Origin of the sequence: Capnocytophaga sp. ARDL2 (assembly GCF_041530365.1) — a bacterium.
Classification (GTDB): Bacteria; Bacteroidota; Bacteroidia; order Flavobacteriales; family Flavobacteriaceae; genus Flavobacterium.
The window spans coordinates 1456284-1474715 of sequence record NZ_CP168034.1 but is presented as its reverse complement, the minus strand read 5'-3'; the positions used below and the strand labels follow the sequence as shown (position 1 = coordinate 1474715).

Here is an 18432-nt window from a genome sequence, read left to right as displayed (position 1 = left end):
TTAATAGGTTTCTGTTTCGATTTCTACGGCGTAATGTGTGGCTGATATACTGCGTTTTGTCCAACTTTTGATTTGATGTTTGCGACCATAGCAATAAATACTATCTCTGATGTCGTAATTGCGTATGTGATTTTTATCGGCAATAAAGGTCCAGCGATAGGTATAGTTGGTCAATCGTTGCAAATACCATGGTTGTAGTTCTACAGCTACGCTTTCGTCGAGTACACCTATGGGTTCGGTAGCGTGATTGTCGCCATCGGCATTGAGACCATCGTAATGCACCAGCATCAAAGCCGATTCGTTGTAGGCTCGTGCCGTGTATGAATTGCGAAAACTTTCCAATGGTAGGCAAAACAGGTTGATATTGATTTCGGTGGTGTTTTCAGGCACAAACTCTTTATTGAGCTGGTAGCTGTTTTCGGTGAAATAAATATTTTTCAATGGATTGCTTTCATGGTCGGCAAACTTGAGTAAAAAGGCGGTTTTGTCGGTAAAACTGCGAGTAGGATTGTCGGTTTCGTGCTTACTGAAATCTTTTATTTCCGATGATGGATTGATTTTGTTCATATACACAAGATTGCCTTCTATGGTCAAATCATAATTTTTTAGATTTTTGATAATTGTTACCAATTCGCCAAATGTCATATCTGGTACAGATTTTTTTAGATTCACTTCGTTTTCGTTATACACAAAATGAATGGGTTCGCCTTGCACCACTCCATATCCATACGGACTGATAGTAATCGTTTCTATCACATCATCTACTCCCAAACTATCGATATAAGATTGCGAAAGCTCACGATTGTAATATACTACCAATTCTACTCCTTGCTCGGCTGGTGCCGTATCTACATAAATCAAATAATGAATACCAAACAACAATCCTGCTCCTGGAGAAGTAAACATAATCTTATTGGCTGGTAACTGTGGCGAACTTACTTGTACATAATCAGCATTTGTGTTATTATTGGTAAGTTTGAAATAATATTTACCTGGTGCGTGTATGTACAACTTTTTTGTCCACTTGCGAGTAACGGGGTCTATATCTGATTTTAGTATCTTTATTTCTTGGGTTTCGAGTTTTTCTTTTCTGTTGGTTTGTTCTATTTTTCCACCATTCCACAAAAGAATTTGCTCCAATGATGCGTCTTGCAAAATATCTCCAGACAAAATATATCCTGCATCTTCAAAACCTTTTTGCAACACATATTTGATATAGGGCAATGGTTGAATAATGTTTTTGTTATACACTTCGTAATTTGCCCCCTCTATGCGATTACGCAAAAAGTGCTTGTTGCCGTCGGGGCTTTCGTACAAAGCCCGGTTATTGTAAAAACTATCGAAATACTTCCATTCGGTAGATTCTAAATTGTATTCGCTAGTATATATTTTTGGAAAATTATACACTGTATCGGGGTACGACTGAGTTACAATTTGGTTGGCATGGGTGTAAATATCTGGAACAGCTTTTACAAGCAACGGCAAATCGGCTAATTTTTTATCAAAATTGGGCAAATTTTCAAACCCACTATCTATTTGTACTTTGATGCTGTGTTTGCCAAATTCCAATACTTCCATTTTGGCTTTTCGCAGTTTGCCTTCAAAAATATGTGTACCTTCGTGATAGCGTTGCCATTCACTGGCATACAACGACGCATAATTGCCCAAACCTGTAAGCACCTCTGGGGTATAATACAGGTCTATAGGCAGAATATAGTTGGTCCAAAAACTATCTTTAAAGCGTGGATTTTCTTCTGTATAACTATAATCTATACCGTCCATCGCTATTTGTATTCCTGTGGTTGAGATGAATTTATCTTGCATTTCTTTTTATTTCAAATTCGATTTCCATGGCGTACAGATGTTTTTCTGTATCGTAGATTTCGTTTTTTTGTGAAATGGGTTTGGCTTTGTAAAACTCCTCCCCTATTTGTATCACACATTCATTGCTTTTTATCAATTCGTTGATCAGTGGTATTTCTTCTTTTAAGATAAATCCTGTATGTAGGATAAGGGTTTGTGTTTCGAGCGAACCAAATTTTTGTCCTGTGGTTTCGTCTTGCAGATGGGAAAATTCGCTGGTAAATTTTACTTCGCCTACGCAACTAAACCAATCCATCACACGGTTTTGATTTTCAAAAAACAGGTGAATAATGTTTTGAGAACCGTTGGGCATGGGTACACTGACAAAATCTATCGTTGTCTCTCTATACACAACTCCAGAAGGAATTACATCTAATCTCTCAAAAGTCCAATTCATCACTTTGTAATTTTCCCAAGAGTTTGGATCTGCAATGGGAGGTATTGTAGGAGCAGTAGGACCATCGTCTTTTGAAATAAAATGTGCTAAATCGGGAGAATTGTACAAGGCACTTACGGCTATTTTGCTACGATCATATATTCGCCTTTTGGTTCCATTGGTCAAAAAAGGAAATGCTTTTGGCGTTTTACCTGGCAGGAAATACAAATTGTGTAATACTCCGTAAGTAATAATTTCATTTTGTGCATTATATTCAATAATCTCTACTTGTACTTTTGTTGCATAATATCTCGTAATGAAATAAGAGGTTGCGTAGTTTGTTTCAAAAAAACTATTGATTTCGTCTCCAGGATAAACATCTACAACAGGACGATAACTGAGGTACTCATAGGTTTGAACAATGGTATTGGTAGGCATCAAACTATTTGACTTCATCTGCATAGTCAATCGCATTTCAAACTTGTGAGCATTGGTAGATCTATCTACATGGATAGGATCTTTGTCTAAGCAAAAAAATACTTCTTTTGGCGACATTTTGATACGCTTTGGTACTATCACTCTATAGGTAATAGGCAATTCGTACAACTTTCCAAAACATCTAAAGGTTATTGCTCCTGTATGCTCTCCAATATTTAATGTAAACGGCTCTACAAAGGTTATGAATATTTTTCCACCCAAGGTTACTTCTACATTTTGCACAAACATTGGAATACTAAACACTTCTACTGGGTTTTGAAAAGTAATATTACCTGGGTTTAATGTTGTAGTCCCTATAGATGTAGAAGTAGATGATCCTACATTGGTTAAATTTCTATTTCCCAGTCGCAAATTGTAATAAACAGTATGCACTGGCACTTCATAGCCCTGCTGTTTTGGGGCTATGACAGTGAGTGTATTGGGTGTAAATACGATTGTTTCCATAGGATTATTTTATACGGTTTTTATTTTCTATGCGTTCAAAGGCTTTGATGGTGCGTTTTATGCGTTTGCCATTTTCGGCATCTTCTACCATGTAGGCTTCTACGCCGTTTTCTTTCAGCTCGGTTACTACTTGTTTTAATTCTGATAAAACAGCGATGAGAGATTGAGGGTCGGCGTTCCGATAACTATCGGAAGATGATTGGTGATTGGTTGATTGTGATTGATGAACCGTATCAGACACATAACCGCCTTGAGCATACTGCCTCCTGCCTACGGCTTCCTGCCTATTGCCTAAAGCCGTTCTACCCGTGCGTACGCTTTCCATCCAATCGACTACATCGGCAACAACAGGGTTTTGCAACATCCATTTGGGTACGACAAATTCGTGTTCGTGTACGATACCTGCTGGACGAAATCCTGTGCGGTCGGGTTTACCTGTTCCTGCTCCGGTGTAGCCCCCTTGAGCAAACTCTGGAATGGGTTGTGCCGCTATGGTTGCTATTTGCACCGCTCCCAATGCTCCTACGAGTTTTGCCAACATCAATCCTGCTGGTGGAGCTACTGCCAAGGCTTTTACTACAGCCAAGGCGGTATTGGACACGGCACTGGCAAGGTTAGATGCTTTTTCGGCTACAGCGGCACGGCGTTGTATTTCTTTCTTTTTTTCGGCGGTTTGCTCTTCCATGTCCTGTATGCCTTTTTGGTACTGCTCTTGCGAGATTTTCCCTTCGTTTAGTTGCTGTTGCAAACCATCTTTTTTCTTTTGTTGGTTTTTCTCAAAGGTTTTGATTTCTCGCTCGTTGATGGCTTGTTGCAATTTGGCGAACGATTGAAATACATTGTTCAACCCTTGTACAGCCATTGCTAAGGCTTGAATTTTGCCCTCGGTAGTGTCGAGGTTTGCCCACATATCTTCCCAATCGGCTACGCTGTATCCCAAAATATCTACCTGCTGTTTGGCTTCGCGGTTGGCAGTATCTTTATTGGCTTGGTCGCTTTCTTGATACTGCTGTTTTTCGCCTCGAATAGAACGGAGCTTTTTGTCAAGTTCGTCAAGGTCGGTTTTTAGTTTTTGCAGAGCCTCTTCAGAAATGATTTCTTTGTTGCTTTCGATAAAATCGTTCAACAATTGCTTTTGCTCTTCTATACTTTGTATTTCCCAATCGATGACCTCTCGTTGTGCTTTTATTCGCAATAGTTTTTTGGCTTCTTCAAGGGTGCGAACATTTCGCAGTTCTTTGTTGTTGAGTTCGAGCAAACCTCCTTCTTTTAGTTTGGCTTTGGCTTCTTCGAGAGTTTGCACCTGCAAGAGTTCTTCTTCCTGGTAGGCAATTTTAGTTTCCAAAGCTTTTTGCAGGGCATCTTGTTCTTGCTTTTGTTGTTGCAGGTCGTATTTTTCTTTGAGCTGAGCCAATTGGGTTTGATGTGTTTTTTCGAGTTCTACTCTCTTCAGCTGATGGTTGAGCAGGGCATTTTGCTCGTGAGCCAAGGCTGCGTTGTAATTGCCTTTGGCTTCTGTTGATTGTGCTTGGTCTCGCAGTGTTTCTAGTTCGGCTATGCGTTTGCGAATATCCTCGGTGTGCTGGGTGTGAGCGTCGATTTCTTTTTTGTTTTCGTTGAGCAGTATGGCTCTTTCGTTTTCATAATTGGTTGTGAGCATTTTCAGCTTTTCGTCTGCCAGTTCTTGCAGGGCTTTTAGCTCTTCTTTTTTGGCTTTTTCTATGGCTTCTTTCGATTTTTCCAAGTCTTTTTTGCGTTGTTCGTCGCGTTGCTTGGCTTGGTCAGATGCTGTGCGGTTGCTACCAGGTATTTCTTTATTTTTATATGCTTCTAATTCTGCTTCCCTTTTTAGGCGTTCGTTTTCTTTTAGTGCCTGAGTAGCTTGTTCGTTTTTTGCAATAATATCTTTAAGATACTCATCTTCTTTATCATATTTTTCTTTTAATTCTTTAAGTTCTTTTTCGTGCTGTTTTAATCGTTGTTCGCTTGATTTTAGGGATTGATCATAATCAACTGTAAAACCTTTGTCGTCTCCACTACCTTCAATTCTTTGTGAACCTTTATCTTTTCGTTTTTTATATTTTTCAATAGCTTCTTTATCAGCTTCAATTTTTTTATAAAGTTTTTCTTCTTCTTGCAATCGTTGGGCTGTGCGTTGCTCTATAACAGATTGAGCGGCTCTGGCTCTTGCAGCTTCAACAATAGATTTTTTCAGTGCATTATAAGAATCTTCGGCTTTACCGTTTAATATAATTTCATCTGATAAATCTTTGAAATAATATGGGTATAGGGTTCTTAGTTCGTTTACAGCTTCTGTTCTCTCTTTGGTAGATTTGGTTACATCGGTAGCGGCTTGATAGAGTTTATCAAGTTCTGTAACCTCTCTTGCTGCTTCTTCGCTTGTGGCTTTAAAAGCCTGTGAAAGTTCTTTAGCTGCTTTGGTAGCGTCTGTGGCTCTGGTGTAAAATTTATAAATAGCCACTGCAAGTACTGTAAGCAAACTCACTACCAACCCTATAGGATTGGCTTTCATTACAGCATTGTAGGCTATCATTGCATTTTTTGCCTTTTTGATATTACCAGTTACCAATGCCAAAACTACTGCTCTTGTAGCTTCTAATGTGTTTACAATACCTATCCAAATGGTTTGTGCTTTGTCGGCAATGGCTTTGGCAATAGTAGCTCTCGTGAGGTTGCTCATCAACAAGGCTGATACTTTCAACCCTACTTGATAGCCTACCAATGAAGCAATAAAATACTTCAACACCTGCCACGCCAACACCATTCGTTCTCTAAACACTTTTACTCCATCTCCAGCCTCTCTTGTTACACCAGTAAGCCAACCAAGGGCGTTGATGAGCCCCTCAAATGTTTCGAACATATTGGTAGAGGTAAAAAACTCTGATACGGCATTGGTAAGTTTTTCCCATGTTGCAGCTGCATTGTTGTTTTTGGTACTAAACTCTTGGTTTAGCGACTTGGCTTCTTCCATGGCTTCGTTTGAGAGCTTCATAGAATCTCTAAACTTGCCTACATTGTTGGCAGCAGCACCCACGGCTTTTTGCACTTCGAGCGATTTGAGTTTTAGGCTATCCATAATCTTGATAGTTGTGTCTCCATCTATGCCTTTCATACCCTCGGCAAATCGCAAGAAAAATTCTTCGGGTTTTTCGTTGTAGAGTCTTTGGGCTTCTTCTACGGTGATATTCATAGAGTGGGCAAAGCTGTTTAGGTTTTCCCCTGCTACTTTCATAAAGTTGGAGTAACCCGATGCGGCTATTTGTGCATCTACACCGCTTTCTTCAAAGGCGGCACCCATTGCCAATACATTATCCAAGCTGGGTTTGATGGCTTCGGGCAATGCACCTATACGCAAGGCAAATTGGGCAATGTTGTTTTCGCTCGACACTCCATTTGCTGCCAATTCGTTGAGTGCAGACCCCACACCGTTGATAGCCTCTGCGTAGGTTTGCGAACGCGTTTCGGCAAATAGGTTTTTGATTTTTCCGAGCGAACTCACCACACCTTCCAATCCACCGTCAAACGAATCGCCAAGAGCCACATACGCTTTGTCTATTTCTTGTACAAACTCTGCCATTTCTTCTTTGGCTACACCCAATCGCCCAGCAGTTTCGGCAATTTTTAGCAAATCCATTTTCGAGGTGCGGGTGTTGAATTTGTCAAACTCGTCCCAAAGGGTTTTTACTTCTTCAGATGCCATACCTGTAGTTTTCTGCACATCTGCCATTGCATCTGATACTTCTAAAAGTTGTGTAGCTGTTTCGGATAATTTGCCAAAGGCTTTTTCAAAGAGATTTACAGAAAAGATATTTTTTGCAACATCGCCAAAGTCGAGCATACCTTTGGTGATTTTGCTGAGAAAACTTGGAGTTTGGTCGAGTGCGTTGTTTACCTCATTGATTTCATTACGCACACGGTTGAAGTGTTCACGAGCTTCACGCAGTTCGGCGGCTTTGCGATGAAAGGCTTCTGTGCCTGGGGTGAGTTTGCGTAATTCTCTCTCGAGGTCGGTAACTACTTTTCGCAATCCAGTAAAAGTTTCATCTACTTGCTTACCGCTTACTTTTAATACGATGGTTCTTGATAGTTTGTTTGACATCTTGCTATTGATTTTGGTGCAAGTTGCAAAACATTTCGGGTGTGGTAAAGGACAAAAAAAACACTACTTTTCAGTAGTGCTTTTTACTATTTTTTATCAAAAAACTTTTGTCTGATATATGCCGCTATGATTACATACAGCACCAATGCTATGATTACGATACCTGCAAAAACAAATTCCTTGAAAGAGTCATACAGTACCGCCATTACAATAAGAGCAATAACAAAGACAATAAGCAAATCAAAGAGATTGGTGATTTTCATAATTAATATGTTTTAGTTTTTCTTAAAAGCCCCACATTAAGTGGGGCAACAAGCATAAAGAAACGCTGTCAAACAATAACTATACACTTGCCAATTCTCTTCCTATGGCACGGATACCATTTAGGATTTGTTCTTTTTTCTCTGGGCGAGGTTTTCTGTGTCCGCTCATATAGTGTCCTAATTGCTTTTCGTTAATACCTGTAACTCGCGAAAGTGCCGAGCGTGTAAGTATTTTGTCGTATTTGTGCAACACGGCAGAGATAAGCAATTCAAATTCCAATTCATAATCTCCATTTACCAAATATGCAGGAATGTCATCGCCGTCTTCTACACAGCCCTCGATATGAAATCTTAGCAAATCAGCAAAAGATTTTTTTAGAGCCTCTAAGTCATTATTTACATCTACTACTACACCTCCTACTTCACAAGAAGCAGAATAATTACCATTTTCCCAGCCTACGATTACTATTATTTTTTTCATTGTATTATATATTTTTTTAGTGGGGGTGGTTTTATTTCCACCCCGCTTGTTTGAAAATACTGTTTAAAATTTCTTGGTCTAATGTTTTACTTTCTTTTTCATTAACGGTTACTTTTCCTGTTTTTGTAGGATGTTTAAACTGTCTATGGCTTCCTACTTGTTTTTTAAGTTCCCAACCGTCTTCTTTTAGCATTCTAAGAATTTCTTTTACTTTGTAGCGTTTCATTGTATTTTGCTGTTATTGTTTGACTTTACAAAGATAGCAATATTTCTATCAATTATAAAATATTTTTTCATCTTTTTCCAAAAAAAATGCCCCTCTCGGTAGCTGAGCGAAATCGAAGCTGAGAGGGGATTTAGGTGAGGCTTTACTCATAATACTGTATAAACTTTGCTGTGCCTTGTGCATCGTTTTGGGTTATGAAGCTAAGTTTTAGGAATAGTGAGGTAAGGGTTTCGATGAGTTTCTTTTCTTCGTCGGTAGCGTCGATGTAGTTTACATTTCGCATAAGGTCAAAGATTTGCTCTTGCGAGAATTGATAACCGATGTAGTCTTGTGCCTCTGCTAACCATAGGCTCAATTTGTTTTCAAATGATTTTGGTGTTACTGCTGTAACTTCTGCTTGGTTTAACATAATTGAAAATATTTAAAAAATTAAAAAATCTAAAATACAAAAAACCCTAAAAAAGTGGGTGCTGTTAAACCAAGGGCTTTCGCTCATTGATGTATAGTATTACTACTATACGACACCTTTTTTTAGGGTTGTGCTATATCTTTATTGATGTATTTTGCAACTTTATACAAGTGTTGCCCTTGGTTTAACACTGCAAATATAGAATGTTTTTTGTTTAGAACCAAAATAAATTGTGAAAAAGTGATTTTTTTGTAAAAAAAAGCCCTACCGAGTGGTAGGGCGAGGGTGTTAAACAAATAAGTATCAAAGACACTTATATTTTATTGGCATTGTGGCGTATTTTTTCAGAAATATCTACCAATGCACCTCGTAATATTTCTTTTTCTTTTTCTGAAAACTCTCCGTGCCCTCCGTTGCCGTCTCTTCCATGTAGTTTGTTATAAATCCACGAAGCTGATTTTCCAAAATAATCTTTTGAAAGTCTGCCCCAAGACACATCTAATACAATCTCATCTAATACTTGCATCATTGTGAGATTGTCTTGTTTTTGTACTATTTCCATATTTTTATTTTTTTTTTTAACAAGCCCCCTTTTTCAGAGGGCTTTTTTTGTTAGTCATAAATCAACTCTTCAAAAATTTGCCTTGCATAAGCAAGTAATCTTTTTGCACCATTTGGAAAGGCTTTTTTAAAGTTTCTAATGGCTTGAATGAGTTCCCATTCTTTGTCGGTTATTTCCCGACTTGTCAATTCTTCTTGCATTGTCTTTTTGGTTTATTTGTTTAACAATACAAATATACTGCGATTTTTCATAGTACGCAAATTTTCCAACAACTTTTTTTCATTTTTTTTCAATAAAAAAAACAGCGAGATTGTCTGATAATCTCGCAGTTTTATTACTCCATTGTCTTGGGCATTTAAAAAAAAATGCAGTCAGTAAAGCGGTTGTTGTTTTGCATTGGTACCATAGCCACCGCACCAGCTGGAGTTTTTTTTCCATTCAATAAATCACCGTTTTTCCGTTAAACTTCACGATAAAGGAAATATGTATTTTTCTTTCACCCTCTGGTGTCATAATGTTGCGTGTGCGGTTTTCCCAATGGTTGGGGTTTTTAAACTCTTTGGGGTCTGCCAGTCTTTTTACACCTTTGGTTTTGGGTGCTTGCATCAGTGTGGCATTGGGGTAATGAATGAGTTTGCCCCCTCGTTTGTTTTGCAAATTAAACGACCGCACCACAACAGAAAAAGGTATAGGCTTTTTCTGAGCGTCGAGTTTTTTCATTTCCGAGAGCATATCACTCAGCGTTATTACATTTTCCATACGGCAAAGGTTCAAAAAACACGATTTTTACCAAAGGACAACCATTTTTCAGAATAAAACACAAGGGTCGTTATCATTTTTAAAAAGTTATTTTTCTGTAATATAGAAAGATACACAACAAAGAAAATTGCTTTTTCTCATCGTGTGAAAAAAAGCCACCCAGCCGCCTTAATTCCTTTTACAATTGCATTTTTTTGAAAAAGGCGAAATATGGTGAGGCGGGGTGGGTAAAATGTTAAAATTTCATTAAATTTTAAGAAAAATCGACGAAAATGCAGGAAAAATCGGAAAAAATTGGGGGAAATCGATGAAAATTCGAGGGGTGGTGCGGTTGGTAGCGTATATGGGTGGGCAATTGCAGGGAAAAAGCGATAAAACCCCACTGGTGTAGTGGGGTTGGTTGATTAAAGTTTTTGAAAAGCCTCTCTAATGAAGTTTTTGAGGTCGTCGAGGTTTTTTTGATTGAATTTGTGTCGGTCGTTGTTTGGATTTTTTTTGCTGTTGAATGTAGCGTAAGTAACCCCCATTGCTTCGGCTGCTTTTACGCCTGTCATTCCAAACAATTCCAATACACGGTCTATTTCTTTGGTTATTTCAATAGTATCCATAAGATAAAAATTATTAATTATTCAAAATCAATCCTTTTGTTTTAAAGTAATAATAAAACATATTTTGTACTATTTTACTCATTGGTCTTTTTCCATTTATCCACATAGAAAGATTAGACATTTCAAGACCTGTTTCTTTCTGAATATCTTTTATTTTTAATTTATGTTTCTGAATAAGTGTTTGTAATAATTCAGGTGTAATTTCATCACTTTTAGGGTGTGAATATTCTTCTGCACTTACTTTTAAATCAAAAGTAGGAAAATAATCAGAGAAAAATTTTTTAGTTTCTCCTATTATTTCTTTTGCTGTAAAATAAGGGGTGTTTGTAGGTTTCTTTTCCTGCTTTGCTGAAATTAATAAATCTTTTGTTTCTGTATTTATGGTAATAATTTTAAAATACAGGCGAAAAAATTTAGCATACTGTACAGCGTACCCCTCAAAGTCTTTTTTTTGTTCATCGCTTAAAAAAGGCTCTATTTTATAAAATCCTTTTACTATACTCATTCTTGTATTATTTTTTTTAAAAAGGGGAGGATTAGCTCCCCTTTGTGTTACAGTCTGATTTCTGTTTCTGTTTCAAGGTTGAAGATTGCTAATTGTTTGTTTTCTTTTCCAAGTTTTTTAGCATTTTCTAAATCTTCTACTATCATCACAGCATCGTAGTAAAATTTGTTTTCTGATTTATCTAACCACCCTCCTACAAGGTTTGTAGTTTTTGAAGCTACTTCTATTACTTTTTTCAACCCTTTGTCGTTGAAGCAATTTTGAGTTTCTTTGAGTGCTACTACAAATCCTTTTTTAGGAATTTCACTACCGATTAGTGAGATTGTAAAGCCGTCTTTGTTTTCCTTTGCAATTTGCTTTACTTGTTCAAATGTTTTCATTTGCTTTGTTCCAGTTTGTTTCCCAGTTGGTCATCTGGGCTTTAATTAATAATTTCTATGAACTTCGTTGTTTTATTTCAACAGTACAAATATAGGGATAATTTCGTAAATAACAAAATTATTTTAAAGTTTTTTTCCTTTTTTTTCAAAAAAAAGCCCCTCCTTGGGAGGCGTTGGGGAGGAATAAAAGCCCCACCAAAAGGCAGGGCTATCAGCCATTAAAAACATTTAAGTGTGTCAAATTAAAACATTATAACTTAATGGCTATAAGTTCGTTGCCTAATTTGTGTAAGGCAAGTTCTATTTTATTTTTCGTAGCATCACGAGGTACACTTTTCCCCATGATATAGTGGTGCAGTTGTTTTTGGTTGATACCTGTAAGCCTCTCTAAGGCTGGCATAGTAAATATTTTTCCATAATAGCGTAAGAGACTTTTTGTGTCGTATTTATATACCAATTCATACGCTATATCATCAATGTTTCCTAATTCTTTTTGAATTTCAATGCTTTCTAATATTGCTGTTTTTACCTCTTGTATGGTTTCTCCTCCAGCTGTAACGCCTTCTAAATTTTCAGCATACGCATCTAAAAAATCATTTGAGGCTTCGATTTTGATAATTATTTCCATATTTTAACTTATTTTTTTTGAAATGAGGCTTTAAGAAAGCCCCATTTCCTTACTAATTTTCTTTCTTAATCCTTCTCCTATTTCTTTGCTTCCGTGAAAGGGAACAGGATAAGTTTTTCCATCTTTTTGGTAAATGTAGTGGCTTCCTTTTGCCCTGACAAACTCCCAACCATTGTCTTTTACCAATCTGTGAAATTCTGAATACTTCATTATTTAAATGTTTTAATTTGACATTGTAAAAATAACTATTTAGTTATTATTATGCAAGTTTTTTGCAATGTTTTTTTAATATTTTTATTTAGAGTGTTGATTTTCAGAAATAAAAAAAGCCCCACCAAAATGGCAGGGCAGGGTGTAATAAAAATCAGCAAAAATTACTGAATATTATAAGCGGCTTTCTTTATCCTGTCGGATAAATCTATTAAAGCACCGCGTAAAATTTCTTTCTCTTGCTCCGTAAAATCCACATTCTCCTCTCCGTTAAAGCCCTTGCCATTCATTTTTTTAGACAACCATGAACGACTTTTTTTAAAGTATTGTTCAGAGATACTTCCCCAAGATACTTATACAATAATATCCCAAAGTTGTTGTTTCATTGTGATTTTTTGTTCTGTTTGTTGTGTTCTTACTTCCATAATATTTTTATTTTAAAGCCCCCTCCGTAGAGGGGATTTTAGTTAATTTTCTTCTTCCTTATCCTCTTCTTGTTCCTCTTGATATTCAATGTCTATTAAAACATCTACTAAATCATTAATTTCCATGTTCCAACATTTTTGCTCCATTAGGATAAGCCTTTCTGTAATCTCGGAGGTTTTTTATCAAATCCCATTCCTCTCTTGTTAATTCTTGTTTTTGCATTTACTTGATTTTTATTACACTACAAAAAATAATCAACATTTGTTGATTATACAAATTTTTAATCAATTATTTTTGATTAAAAAATATTTTTGCAAGAAATTTTGAAAATGTTTTGTAAATGATTAGTTTTCAATATAAAAAAGCCCCAAACTCGGCTCAAAGTTTAGGGCTGGGTGTTAAATTAAATGAGTATTTAAATACTAATTGAGCCTATTTTTTTGGTAATATCTTGCAAGGCAAAATTTAAGGTTTGTTTTTCTTCCTCTGTGAGTGTGGCAGGTTTGCCATTTACTAAATGACCATTAATGCGTTGGTGCAACCACGAGCGCGATTTTCCAAAATATTGCTTAGCTATATAAGAAAAAGAAACGATATTAGCAACATCTTTCAGTTTGTCTTTCAGCAAAACTTCTTCTATTTCATTGACTTTCTCTGTTGAAATGGCTAAAAAATCTTTTGCAAATTGCTCTGGGTTTTCTGCTAAAAGTTGATTTATTTCAGCGTCTATTAATTCTCTTTCTTTGTCTGTTTTAGCTTGGCGTAATTGGGTTTTTAGTGCCTTTAATCTATCTTTCATTTTTTACTTTTTTTTTAAGGTTCAAAGAGTAGGTGGTTTAGTTACCACCTAAATCTTTGAGAAGTTGAACAATTTTTTCAATTAAATCATCATAGTAGCTTATCACTTGTGGCGCTCTGTGATAGATTTCATTATAAACTCTTGTAATATCATCTAACTCTTGCAGAAGCTCCTTTCTTCGTTTTTTCTTTTCCTTCCTTGTCATTGTTTTACTCTTTTAATTTAACAGCATAAAAATAATAAACGTTTGTATATTATACAAATATTTTTACAAGAAATTTTGAAAAAATAAAAAGCCCATCCTTGGGAGGGGTTGGGGAGGAATAAAAAGCCCCTCCTTGGGAGGGGATTAGGTGTTACACAAATTTCATTTCTCTTTCTTTCAAGGACTCAAAAAGAGCTTCCAAGGTTTCACCGTTTGCCCAAAAGAAATGTTTTGCTCGGTTTTTGTAATATAGGAAAAACCGCCCTTTCTTGTAATTGAGCTTTGCCCATTTGATGTCCCTTGCTTCCAAAAAAGCAAACAAAGACTGTTCTACATTCTCTACCGGTGCTACTGCTGTAACTTCTGCTTGTTTCAACATATTTTTTGCGTAAAAATAAAAAATCCGTGAGTGGGGGCTGTTGAAACAAGAGCTTACGCAATTGATGTATGGTATTACTACTATACGACCCCTTCACGGATTGGGTTTATATATTTTTCGATATTTTGCTACTGGATACAGTTGTAGCCCCTGATAGAACACTGCAGATATATAGTATTTTTTTGTTTAGAAACAAAATAAATTACGAAATATAATTTAACAAAATTAGATTTAAAAGAAAAGATATTTATAGATTTGCATTGTTAATTATCTCAATGGAGTACTGTTGTCATAGTCTTGATATTACCAGTGTCGAGATTTGATAAATGCTTAAAAATAATTGTGTTGGTGGTTTTTAAGATAAAGAAATAAAAGTATTTTATCATTTTATGATAACAAAAAAGCCCTCTTATCCCTGATGAGAGGGCTTAATTATTCCATAGTGGAATGGTGCCTTTGTCTTTTTGGGGTATAAGACAAAAGGTTGAACAAACCCCCGCTTAAAAACTCCATTTAGTATGCAACATACTAAGGTAATTAACGGAGTGCTTCATAAGTTGATTTTTCGCAAAAGCCGTCTGGTAAACGGTAGAAGAATCACTTATAGAAGACCATTTCCCCTTTGGGTTCCTGCATAGGAGTTCATAAATAGCGGAAATGCTATAGGAGACATTCAGGGGGTCTCCTTTTTTATTTTCTCAAAAAAATACAGAGAATTACACAAAATATAAAACATTGATTTTCAAAGCTACTTTTCCAATATGAAGAAATTTTTCGTTTTATGGAGAATTGCCTCCTCACACTCCAGTAACTCGTTTTCTTTGTCTTGCAACTGCTCTCTTTTTAGATTTAGCGTGTGCAACTTCCGTGGAGACATCTCCCCTCCTTCGGAGGGGGTGGGGAAGGCTAACTTTTGTATCGTTTGCTTTCGTCTGGTGATCAAGGCTCGTAGGTTGTCGCGGTATTTGTAGAGTTCGAGTTCGCTCATTTTAGAAAAATCGGTTTTACTTTCAGTAGGCATGATGCGTTTGTGTTCTTGATAGTGCTTGAGTATTTTTTGGCAATGGTCTATGGTCTGAAAGCACTTCCATATTTGCATTTGTATCTCAAAGGCTTTGGGTTCGTCTTGTGGCAAATCGCTCAAGCTGTTCAACGATACTTTTAGCGAACACGCTTGTAGCCACGCATCCAATCGTTTTTTATAAGTGAGGTGTAGCTCGACTGGATATTGAGAAATCAAATCGCCGAAACCTGTTCGCCTCACCCCCTGCCCCTCTCCCAAGGAGAGGGGAGATACTGTGGGGATAGTCCCCTCCTTGGGAGAGGTTAGGGGAGGATTTTTATTCATCTCATACTTCAGCTTGGCGTAGTTCTGCAACGAAAATCGCTTTACGGCGTGGGCTATTTTGGGGTTTCCACCCTGTGAGATGTATTGCTTTAATAACTCTTCGTGTAGTTGTACATTCATATTTTAGGCTGTAGGCAGTAGGCTATAAGCAAAAATATCATCCTTTTGGTAATAGTCTCCAATGCTTTCACCCACAGAGTACATACCATAAAAGAATGATATTTTGTTTGAATAATTATTTTTTTGGTTTGGTTGCTTTTGGCTCGGAGGTTTTTCGTTTTTCTTCCAAAGCCTTTACCAATATGGCTACATCTTCTTGTATGGCTTGTCGTTGTCGCATATTGATAAGGGTTTTTAGCTGCTCTTCCGATTCGTTTGCAAGAGCTGTTACCGCCTCGTCTGTAAGTCGCAACCATTGGGCACCGCTCATAAACGATTGCCAGGCGGTATCTGGTACGCCTGTAAGCTCTATATCATCACTACCAGAGATGATACGCGTACCAATAGGTACAGATAGTTTGAAATGGGTTTTGTTCATTGTATTTCATAATTTAGAGATTGAGAAATTTAGAGATTGAGATATTCAGAATTTCTAAATTTCTTAATGCCGTAAGGCACTCAATCTCTAAATAGCAGGGCTTACTCCAATGTAATTTCTCCCAAATACTCGCACAATTTGGTATTGGCGGTAATTTTGGCTTGTACTCCAGAGTTGTCTTCGATTTTCTTTCCGGTAGTACCTTCGGCAGATTCGAGTCTTGCTCCCAAGTCTTTGTTTCCTAATACAAACAGTTTGCTGTTGGCATCTTTTACGGCAAACACACAAGGCGTATTTTTGTAGGCATCTACAAAGCCAAGCACCTCTGTACGCATACCAGGAATCAAAAAGTCTAATTCGGTTTTCGATTTCTTGTTTCCTGTATTACCTACCAAAGTACTTTTCAATTCGCCTTCTTCTGTCTGAATATCGATTTTCTTCCATTTTTTTCCTGATTTCAAGGTAATACCATCGGCAGGAATGGTTACTCTACTTGCGTAGGTAGAGCCTACTGTAGGTTTTGCCATAGTAGCAATAAATGCACAAGGCACATAAAACAACTCGGTAGCAATACCAGCGTTGATTTCATCATTTGGGCAGTGTTCCAAATTTTCGTGGGGTGTATTGTCAAAACATGTACTCATAATATGTTGCTTTATGCAATAGGCAGGAAGCTATATGCCCCCTACCCTTGCGGTTAGATTTTATATTCTTTCTACCAATCCCGAACCTCCTGCTACTAATTGCAACAGCAGTTCTTCGTTATTGGCTATTGCTTGTTGGGTTTTTATACCGCCGTTGATACGAATCAATTGCGGAGCGTGGTCGGCAAAGCGATAATTTACCCCGTCAAACTCAAAGGTTGTAGCTTTTTGTTCGGCAGGTTTGGTTTCTTTTACTCGCTGAATTTCTGCTTTCAAAGACAACTCACTTTCTTTCAATTCCAACTGACGCTCCCATTCGGTAAGGCGTGTTTCCCAATCTTTCAATTCGGCTTGAAACTTTTTCAATTCAGCCTCTCTACCATTGAGTTCTGCCTCTTTGATTTGTAGATTTACCGTTTGCAAATCTGTAGTTTCGTTGGTTTCGTTGGTTGTTGTAGTTTCTACCGTTGCTTCATCTTCCACAACGATAGGGTCTGTTTTTTTCTTTGACATAAGCCTCACCCCAACCCCTCTCAGCTTCGACTTCGCTCAGCTACCGAGAGGGGCTTCCGTGCGTTGAAAAACAGGGGTAAGTTCGCACTTGATTTTACATAACTTTTTCATTGCCCCCTTTGGGGGGGGGGGGGTAGGGGGCTGGTGGAATTAAAATCTCTCCTGCGGATAGAATAATTTATTCTGCTCTTCGTTGTTCAATCCTCTTTGTTTGCTACCGTCGGCTGTATGCATAAACACTACTTGGTTGTAAGCATAATCATACCCCAAGGTAAACTCTCCATACACTCTCAAGATACGATCGTGTACCTGTACATCAGAGATAGTAGCAGGGTTATCTACTTCGTCAATCAACTTCAACAAGTTTTTGTCGATAGTAGACACGATCGTTCCTTTGGTAAGGTTTGGAATACCGATAATGGTACGCTTACCCAACCTTGTGCGAGTGGCATCGGTTTGAAATTGCGATTGTCCGTAGGCATCTTCGTAAGCAATTCTATAATCTTCAGCATCAGATTCGTTCATAAACAAAAATCTCACTTTAGATTTCATATTACTAGGGATTTGCTTTTCGTAGTTCTGCACCACATCTAAGATATTTGCCGTAGTGATAGCTTCACCAGGAATAAAGAATACAGGATTGTCTGTATCTTCGGCAATTATCTTATGAATTTCGTTCAATCCGTTCATTGATGTTCCAAAGGTAGGATTAGCCACACCTTTTTGTGAAGCATCAAATTTTCCGTTTACCGACAACCAGTTTACATCATCGATAATTTTTTCTCTTAGCATAGAAGTAGCCAAGCGAGAAATAGATTTGTCTTTGATGCCTTTGCTTTCGTCGTACATATCCTCAAACCACGAACCCATGATTTCAGCAGGATCGAGTTCAAAGTCAATTTTTTGATGATAATTGGTCAATACCTTTGGAATAAATTTAATATCTCCATAAGGTGTAAATTTTTTCGAGTCGAAAATTTGTACCACATTACTCATCAATGCCTGTACGGTAGGATAATGCCCTTTTACTTTCGTAACCGTACGAGCATAGCGGTTCAACAATACTTCTGGAGACAAAATAGCCCCCTGGATAAAATGTGGTTTCGTACCAATGTAGCGAACCAATTCATTTTTTACTTGGTTGATGTCAATGGTTTTGTTCATAGTAATGAATTAATACTTCGTAATTTAGAAATTTAGAGTCTTCGACATTTAGAGATTTAGAAATTTAGAGATTTTCAAATTTTC

23 protein-coding genes and 1 pseudogene are annotated in these 18432 nt (G+C 37.2%); all 24 read right to left on the bottom strand.

Features of this window, described 5'->3' with window-relative positions:
• Window positions 1-1824 carry a hypothetical protein gene (locus tag AB4865_RS07400; protein ID WP_372472639.1) on the bottom strand — a complete coding sequence of 608 codons (1824 nt, stop codon included), beginning with the start codon at window positions 1822-1824 and terminating at the stop codon, window positions 1-3.
• Window positions 1814-3181 (bottom strand): hypothetical protein, encoded by a 1368-nt coding sequence (locus AB4865_RS07395; protein WP_372472638.1) that lies wholly within the window; start codon window positions 3179-3181, stop codon window positions 1814-1816. Before AB4865_RS07395 ends, AB4865_RS07400 begins: the two co-directional genes overlap by 11 nt.
• A 4-nt stretch (window positions 3182-3185) precedes the next feature.
• Window positions 3186-7301 (bottom strand): phage tail tape measure protein, encoded by a 4116-nt coding sequence (locus tag AB4865_RS07390; RefSeq protein WP_372472637.1) that lies wholly within the window; start codon window positions 7299-7301, stop codon window positions 3186-3188.
• A gap of 86 nt (window positions 7302-7387) precedes the next feature.
• The gene (locus AB4865_RS07385) at window positions 7388-7564 is read right to left on the bottom strand and encodes a hypothetical protein (protein ID WP_372472636.1); all 177 of its coding nucleotides are present in this window, start codon (window positions 7562-7564) and stop codon (window positions 7388-7390) included.
• A 79-nt stretch (window positions 7565-7643) separates the two neighbouring features.
• Complete coding sequence (locus AB4865_RS07380) at window positions 7644-8045, bottom strand: hypothetical protein (RefSeq protein ID WP_372472635.1); 402 nt, start codon at window positions 8043-8045, stop codon at window positions 7644-7646.
• A gap of 31 nt (window positions 8046-8076) precedes the next feature.
• A complete protein-coding gene (locus AB4865_RS07375; protein WP_372472634.1) occupies window positions 8077-8271 on the bottom strand; it encodes a type II toxin-antitoxin system HicA family toxin in 195 nt (64 codons plus the stop codon).
• A 142-nt stretch (window positions 8272-8413) separates the two neighbouring features.
• Complete coding sequence (locus tag AB4865_RS07370) at window positions 8414-8680, bottom strand: hypothetical protein (RefSeq protein WP_372472633.1); 267 nt, start codon at window positions 8678-8680, stop codon at window positions 8414-8416.
• 313 nt (window positions 8681-8993) lie between these two features.
• Window positions 8994-9242: a DUF5053 domain-containing protein gene (locus tag AB4865_RS07365; protein ID WP_372472632.1), complete on the bottom strand. Its 249-nt coding sequence runs from the start codon at window positions 9240-9242 to the stop codon at window positions 8994-8996.
• A 50-nt stretch (window positions 9243-9292) separates the two neighbouring features.
• Window positions 9293-9442 (bottom strand): hypothetical protein, encoded by a 150-nt coding sequence (locus tag AB4865_RS07360; protein ID WP_372472631.1) that lies wholly within the window; start codon window positions 9440-9442, stop codon window positions 9293-9295.
• 238 nt (window positions 9443-9680) lie between these two features.
• Window positions 9681-10001, bottom strand: a complete 321-nt coding sequence (locus AB4865_RS07355; protein WP_372472630.1) for a hypothetical protein — start codon at window positions 9999-10001, stop codon at window positions 9681-9683.
• Window positions 10002-10405: 404 nt separating this feature from the next.
• Complete coding sequence (locus AB4865_RS07350) at window positions 10406-10609, bottom strand: hypothetical protein (RefSeq protein WP_372472629.1); 204 nt, start codon at window positions 10607-10609, stop codon at window positions 10406-10408.
• A 13-nt stretch (window positions 10610-10622) separates the two neighbouring features.
• The gene (locus AB4865_RS07345) at window positions 10623-11114 is read right to left on the bottom strand and encodes a hypothetical protein (RefSeq protein WP_372472628.1); all 492 of its coding nucleotides are present in this window, start codon (window positions 11112-11114) and stop codon (window positions 10623-10625) included.
• Between the two features lie 47 nt (window positions 11115-11161).
• Window positions 11162-11494 carry a hypothetical protein gene (locus tag AB4865_RS07340; protein WP_372472627.1) on the bottom strand — a complete coding sequence of 111 codons (333 nt, stop codon included), beginning with the start codon at window positions 11492-11494 and terminating at the stop codon, window positions 11162-11164.
• Window positions 11495-11744: 250 nt separating this feature from the next.
• Window positions 11745-12122 (bottom strand): type II toxin-antitoxin system HicB family antitoxin, encoded by a 378-nt coding sequence (locus AB4865_RS07335; protein ID WP_372472626.1) that lies wholly within the window; start codon window positions 12120-12122, stop codon window positions 11745-11747.
• Between the two features lie 30 nt (window positions 12123-12152).
• Window positions 12153-12332, bottom strand: coding sequence for a type II toxin-antitoxin system HicA family toxin (locus AB4865_RS07330; RefSeq protein WP_372472625.1), 180 nt, complete (start codon window positions 12330-12332; stop codon window positions 12153-12155).
• 164 nt (window positions 12333-12496) lie between these two features.
• Window positions 12497-12673 (bottom strand): annotated as a pseudogene (locus tag AB4865_RS07325) (DUF5053 domain-containing protein); the annotation flags it as partial.
• A 500-nt stretch (window positions 12674-13173) separates the two neighbouring features.
• Entirely contained in the window at window positions 13174-13557 is a 384-nt protein-coding gene (locus AB4865_RS07320; protein ID WP_372472624.1) for a DUF5053 domain-containing protein, read from the bottom strand.
• A gap of 37 nt (window positions 13558-13594) precedes the next feature.
• Complete coding sequence (locus tag AB4865_RS07315) at window positions 13595-13762, bottom strand: hypothetical protein (protein ID WP_372472623.1); 168 nt, start codon at window positions 13760-13762, stop codon at window positions 13595-13597.
• A 151-nt stretch (window positions 13763-13913) separates the two neighbouring features.
• On the bottom strand, window positions 13914-14141 hold the full coding sequence (locus AB4865_RS07310; protein ID WP_372472622.1) for a hypothetical protein: 228 nt from the start codon (window positions 14139-14141) through the stop codon (window positions 13914-13916).
• Window positions 14142-14889: 748 nt separating this feature from the next.
• Complete coding sequence (locus AB4865_RS07305) at window positions 14890-15609, bottom strand: hypothetical protein (protein WP_372472621.1); 720 nt, start codon at window positions 15607-15609, stop codon at window positions 14890-14892.
• 115 nt (window positions 15610-15724) lie between these two features.
• Complete coding sequence (locus AB4865_RS07300; RefSeq protein ID WP_372472620.1) at window positions 15725-16027, bottom strand: hypothetical protein; 303 nt, start codon at window positions 16025-16027, stop codon at window positions 15725-15727.
• Window positions 16028-16128: 101 nt separating this feature from the next.
• Window positions 16129-16671, bottom strand: a complete 543-nt coding sequence (locus tag AB4865_RS07295) for a hypothetical protein (RefSeq protein ID WP_372472619.1) — start codon at window positions 16669-16671, stop codon at window positions 16129-16131.
• 60 nt (window positions 16672-16731) lie between these two features.
• Window positions 16732-17184: a hypothetical protein gene (locus AB4865_RS07290; protein ID WP_372472618.1), complete on the bottom strand. Its 453-nt coding sequence runs from the start codon at window positions 17182-17184 to the stop codon at window positions 16732-16734.
• Window positions 17185-17334: 150 nt separating this feature from the next.
• The gene (locus AB4865_RS07285) at window positions 17335-18348 is read right to left on the bottom strand and encodes a hypothetical protein (RefSeq protein ID WP_372472617.1); all 1014 of its coding nucleotides are present in this window, start codon (window positions 18346-18348) and stop codon (window positions 17335-17337) included.
• Window positions 18349-18432: the final 84 nt, after the last annotated feature.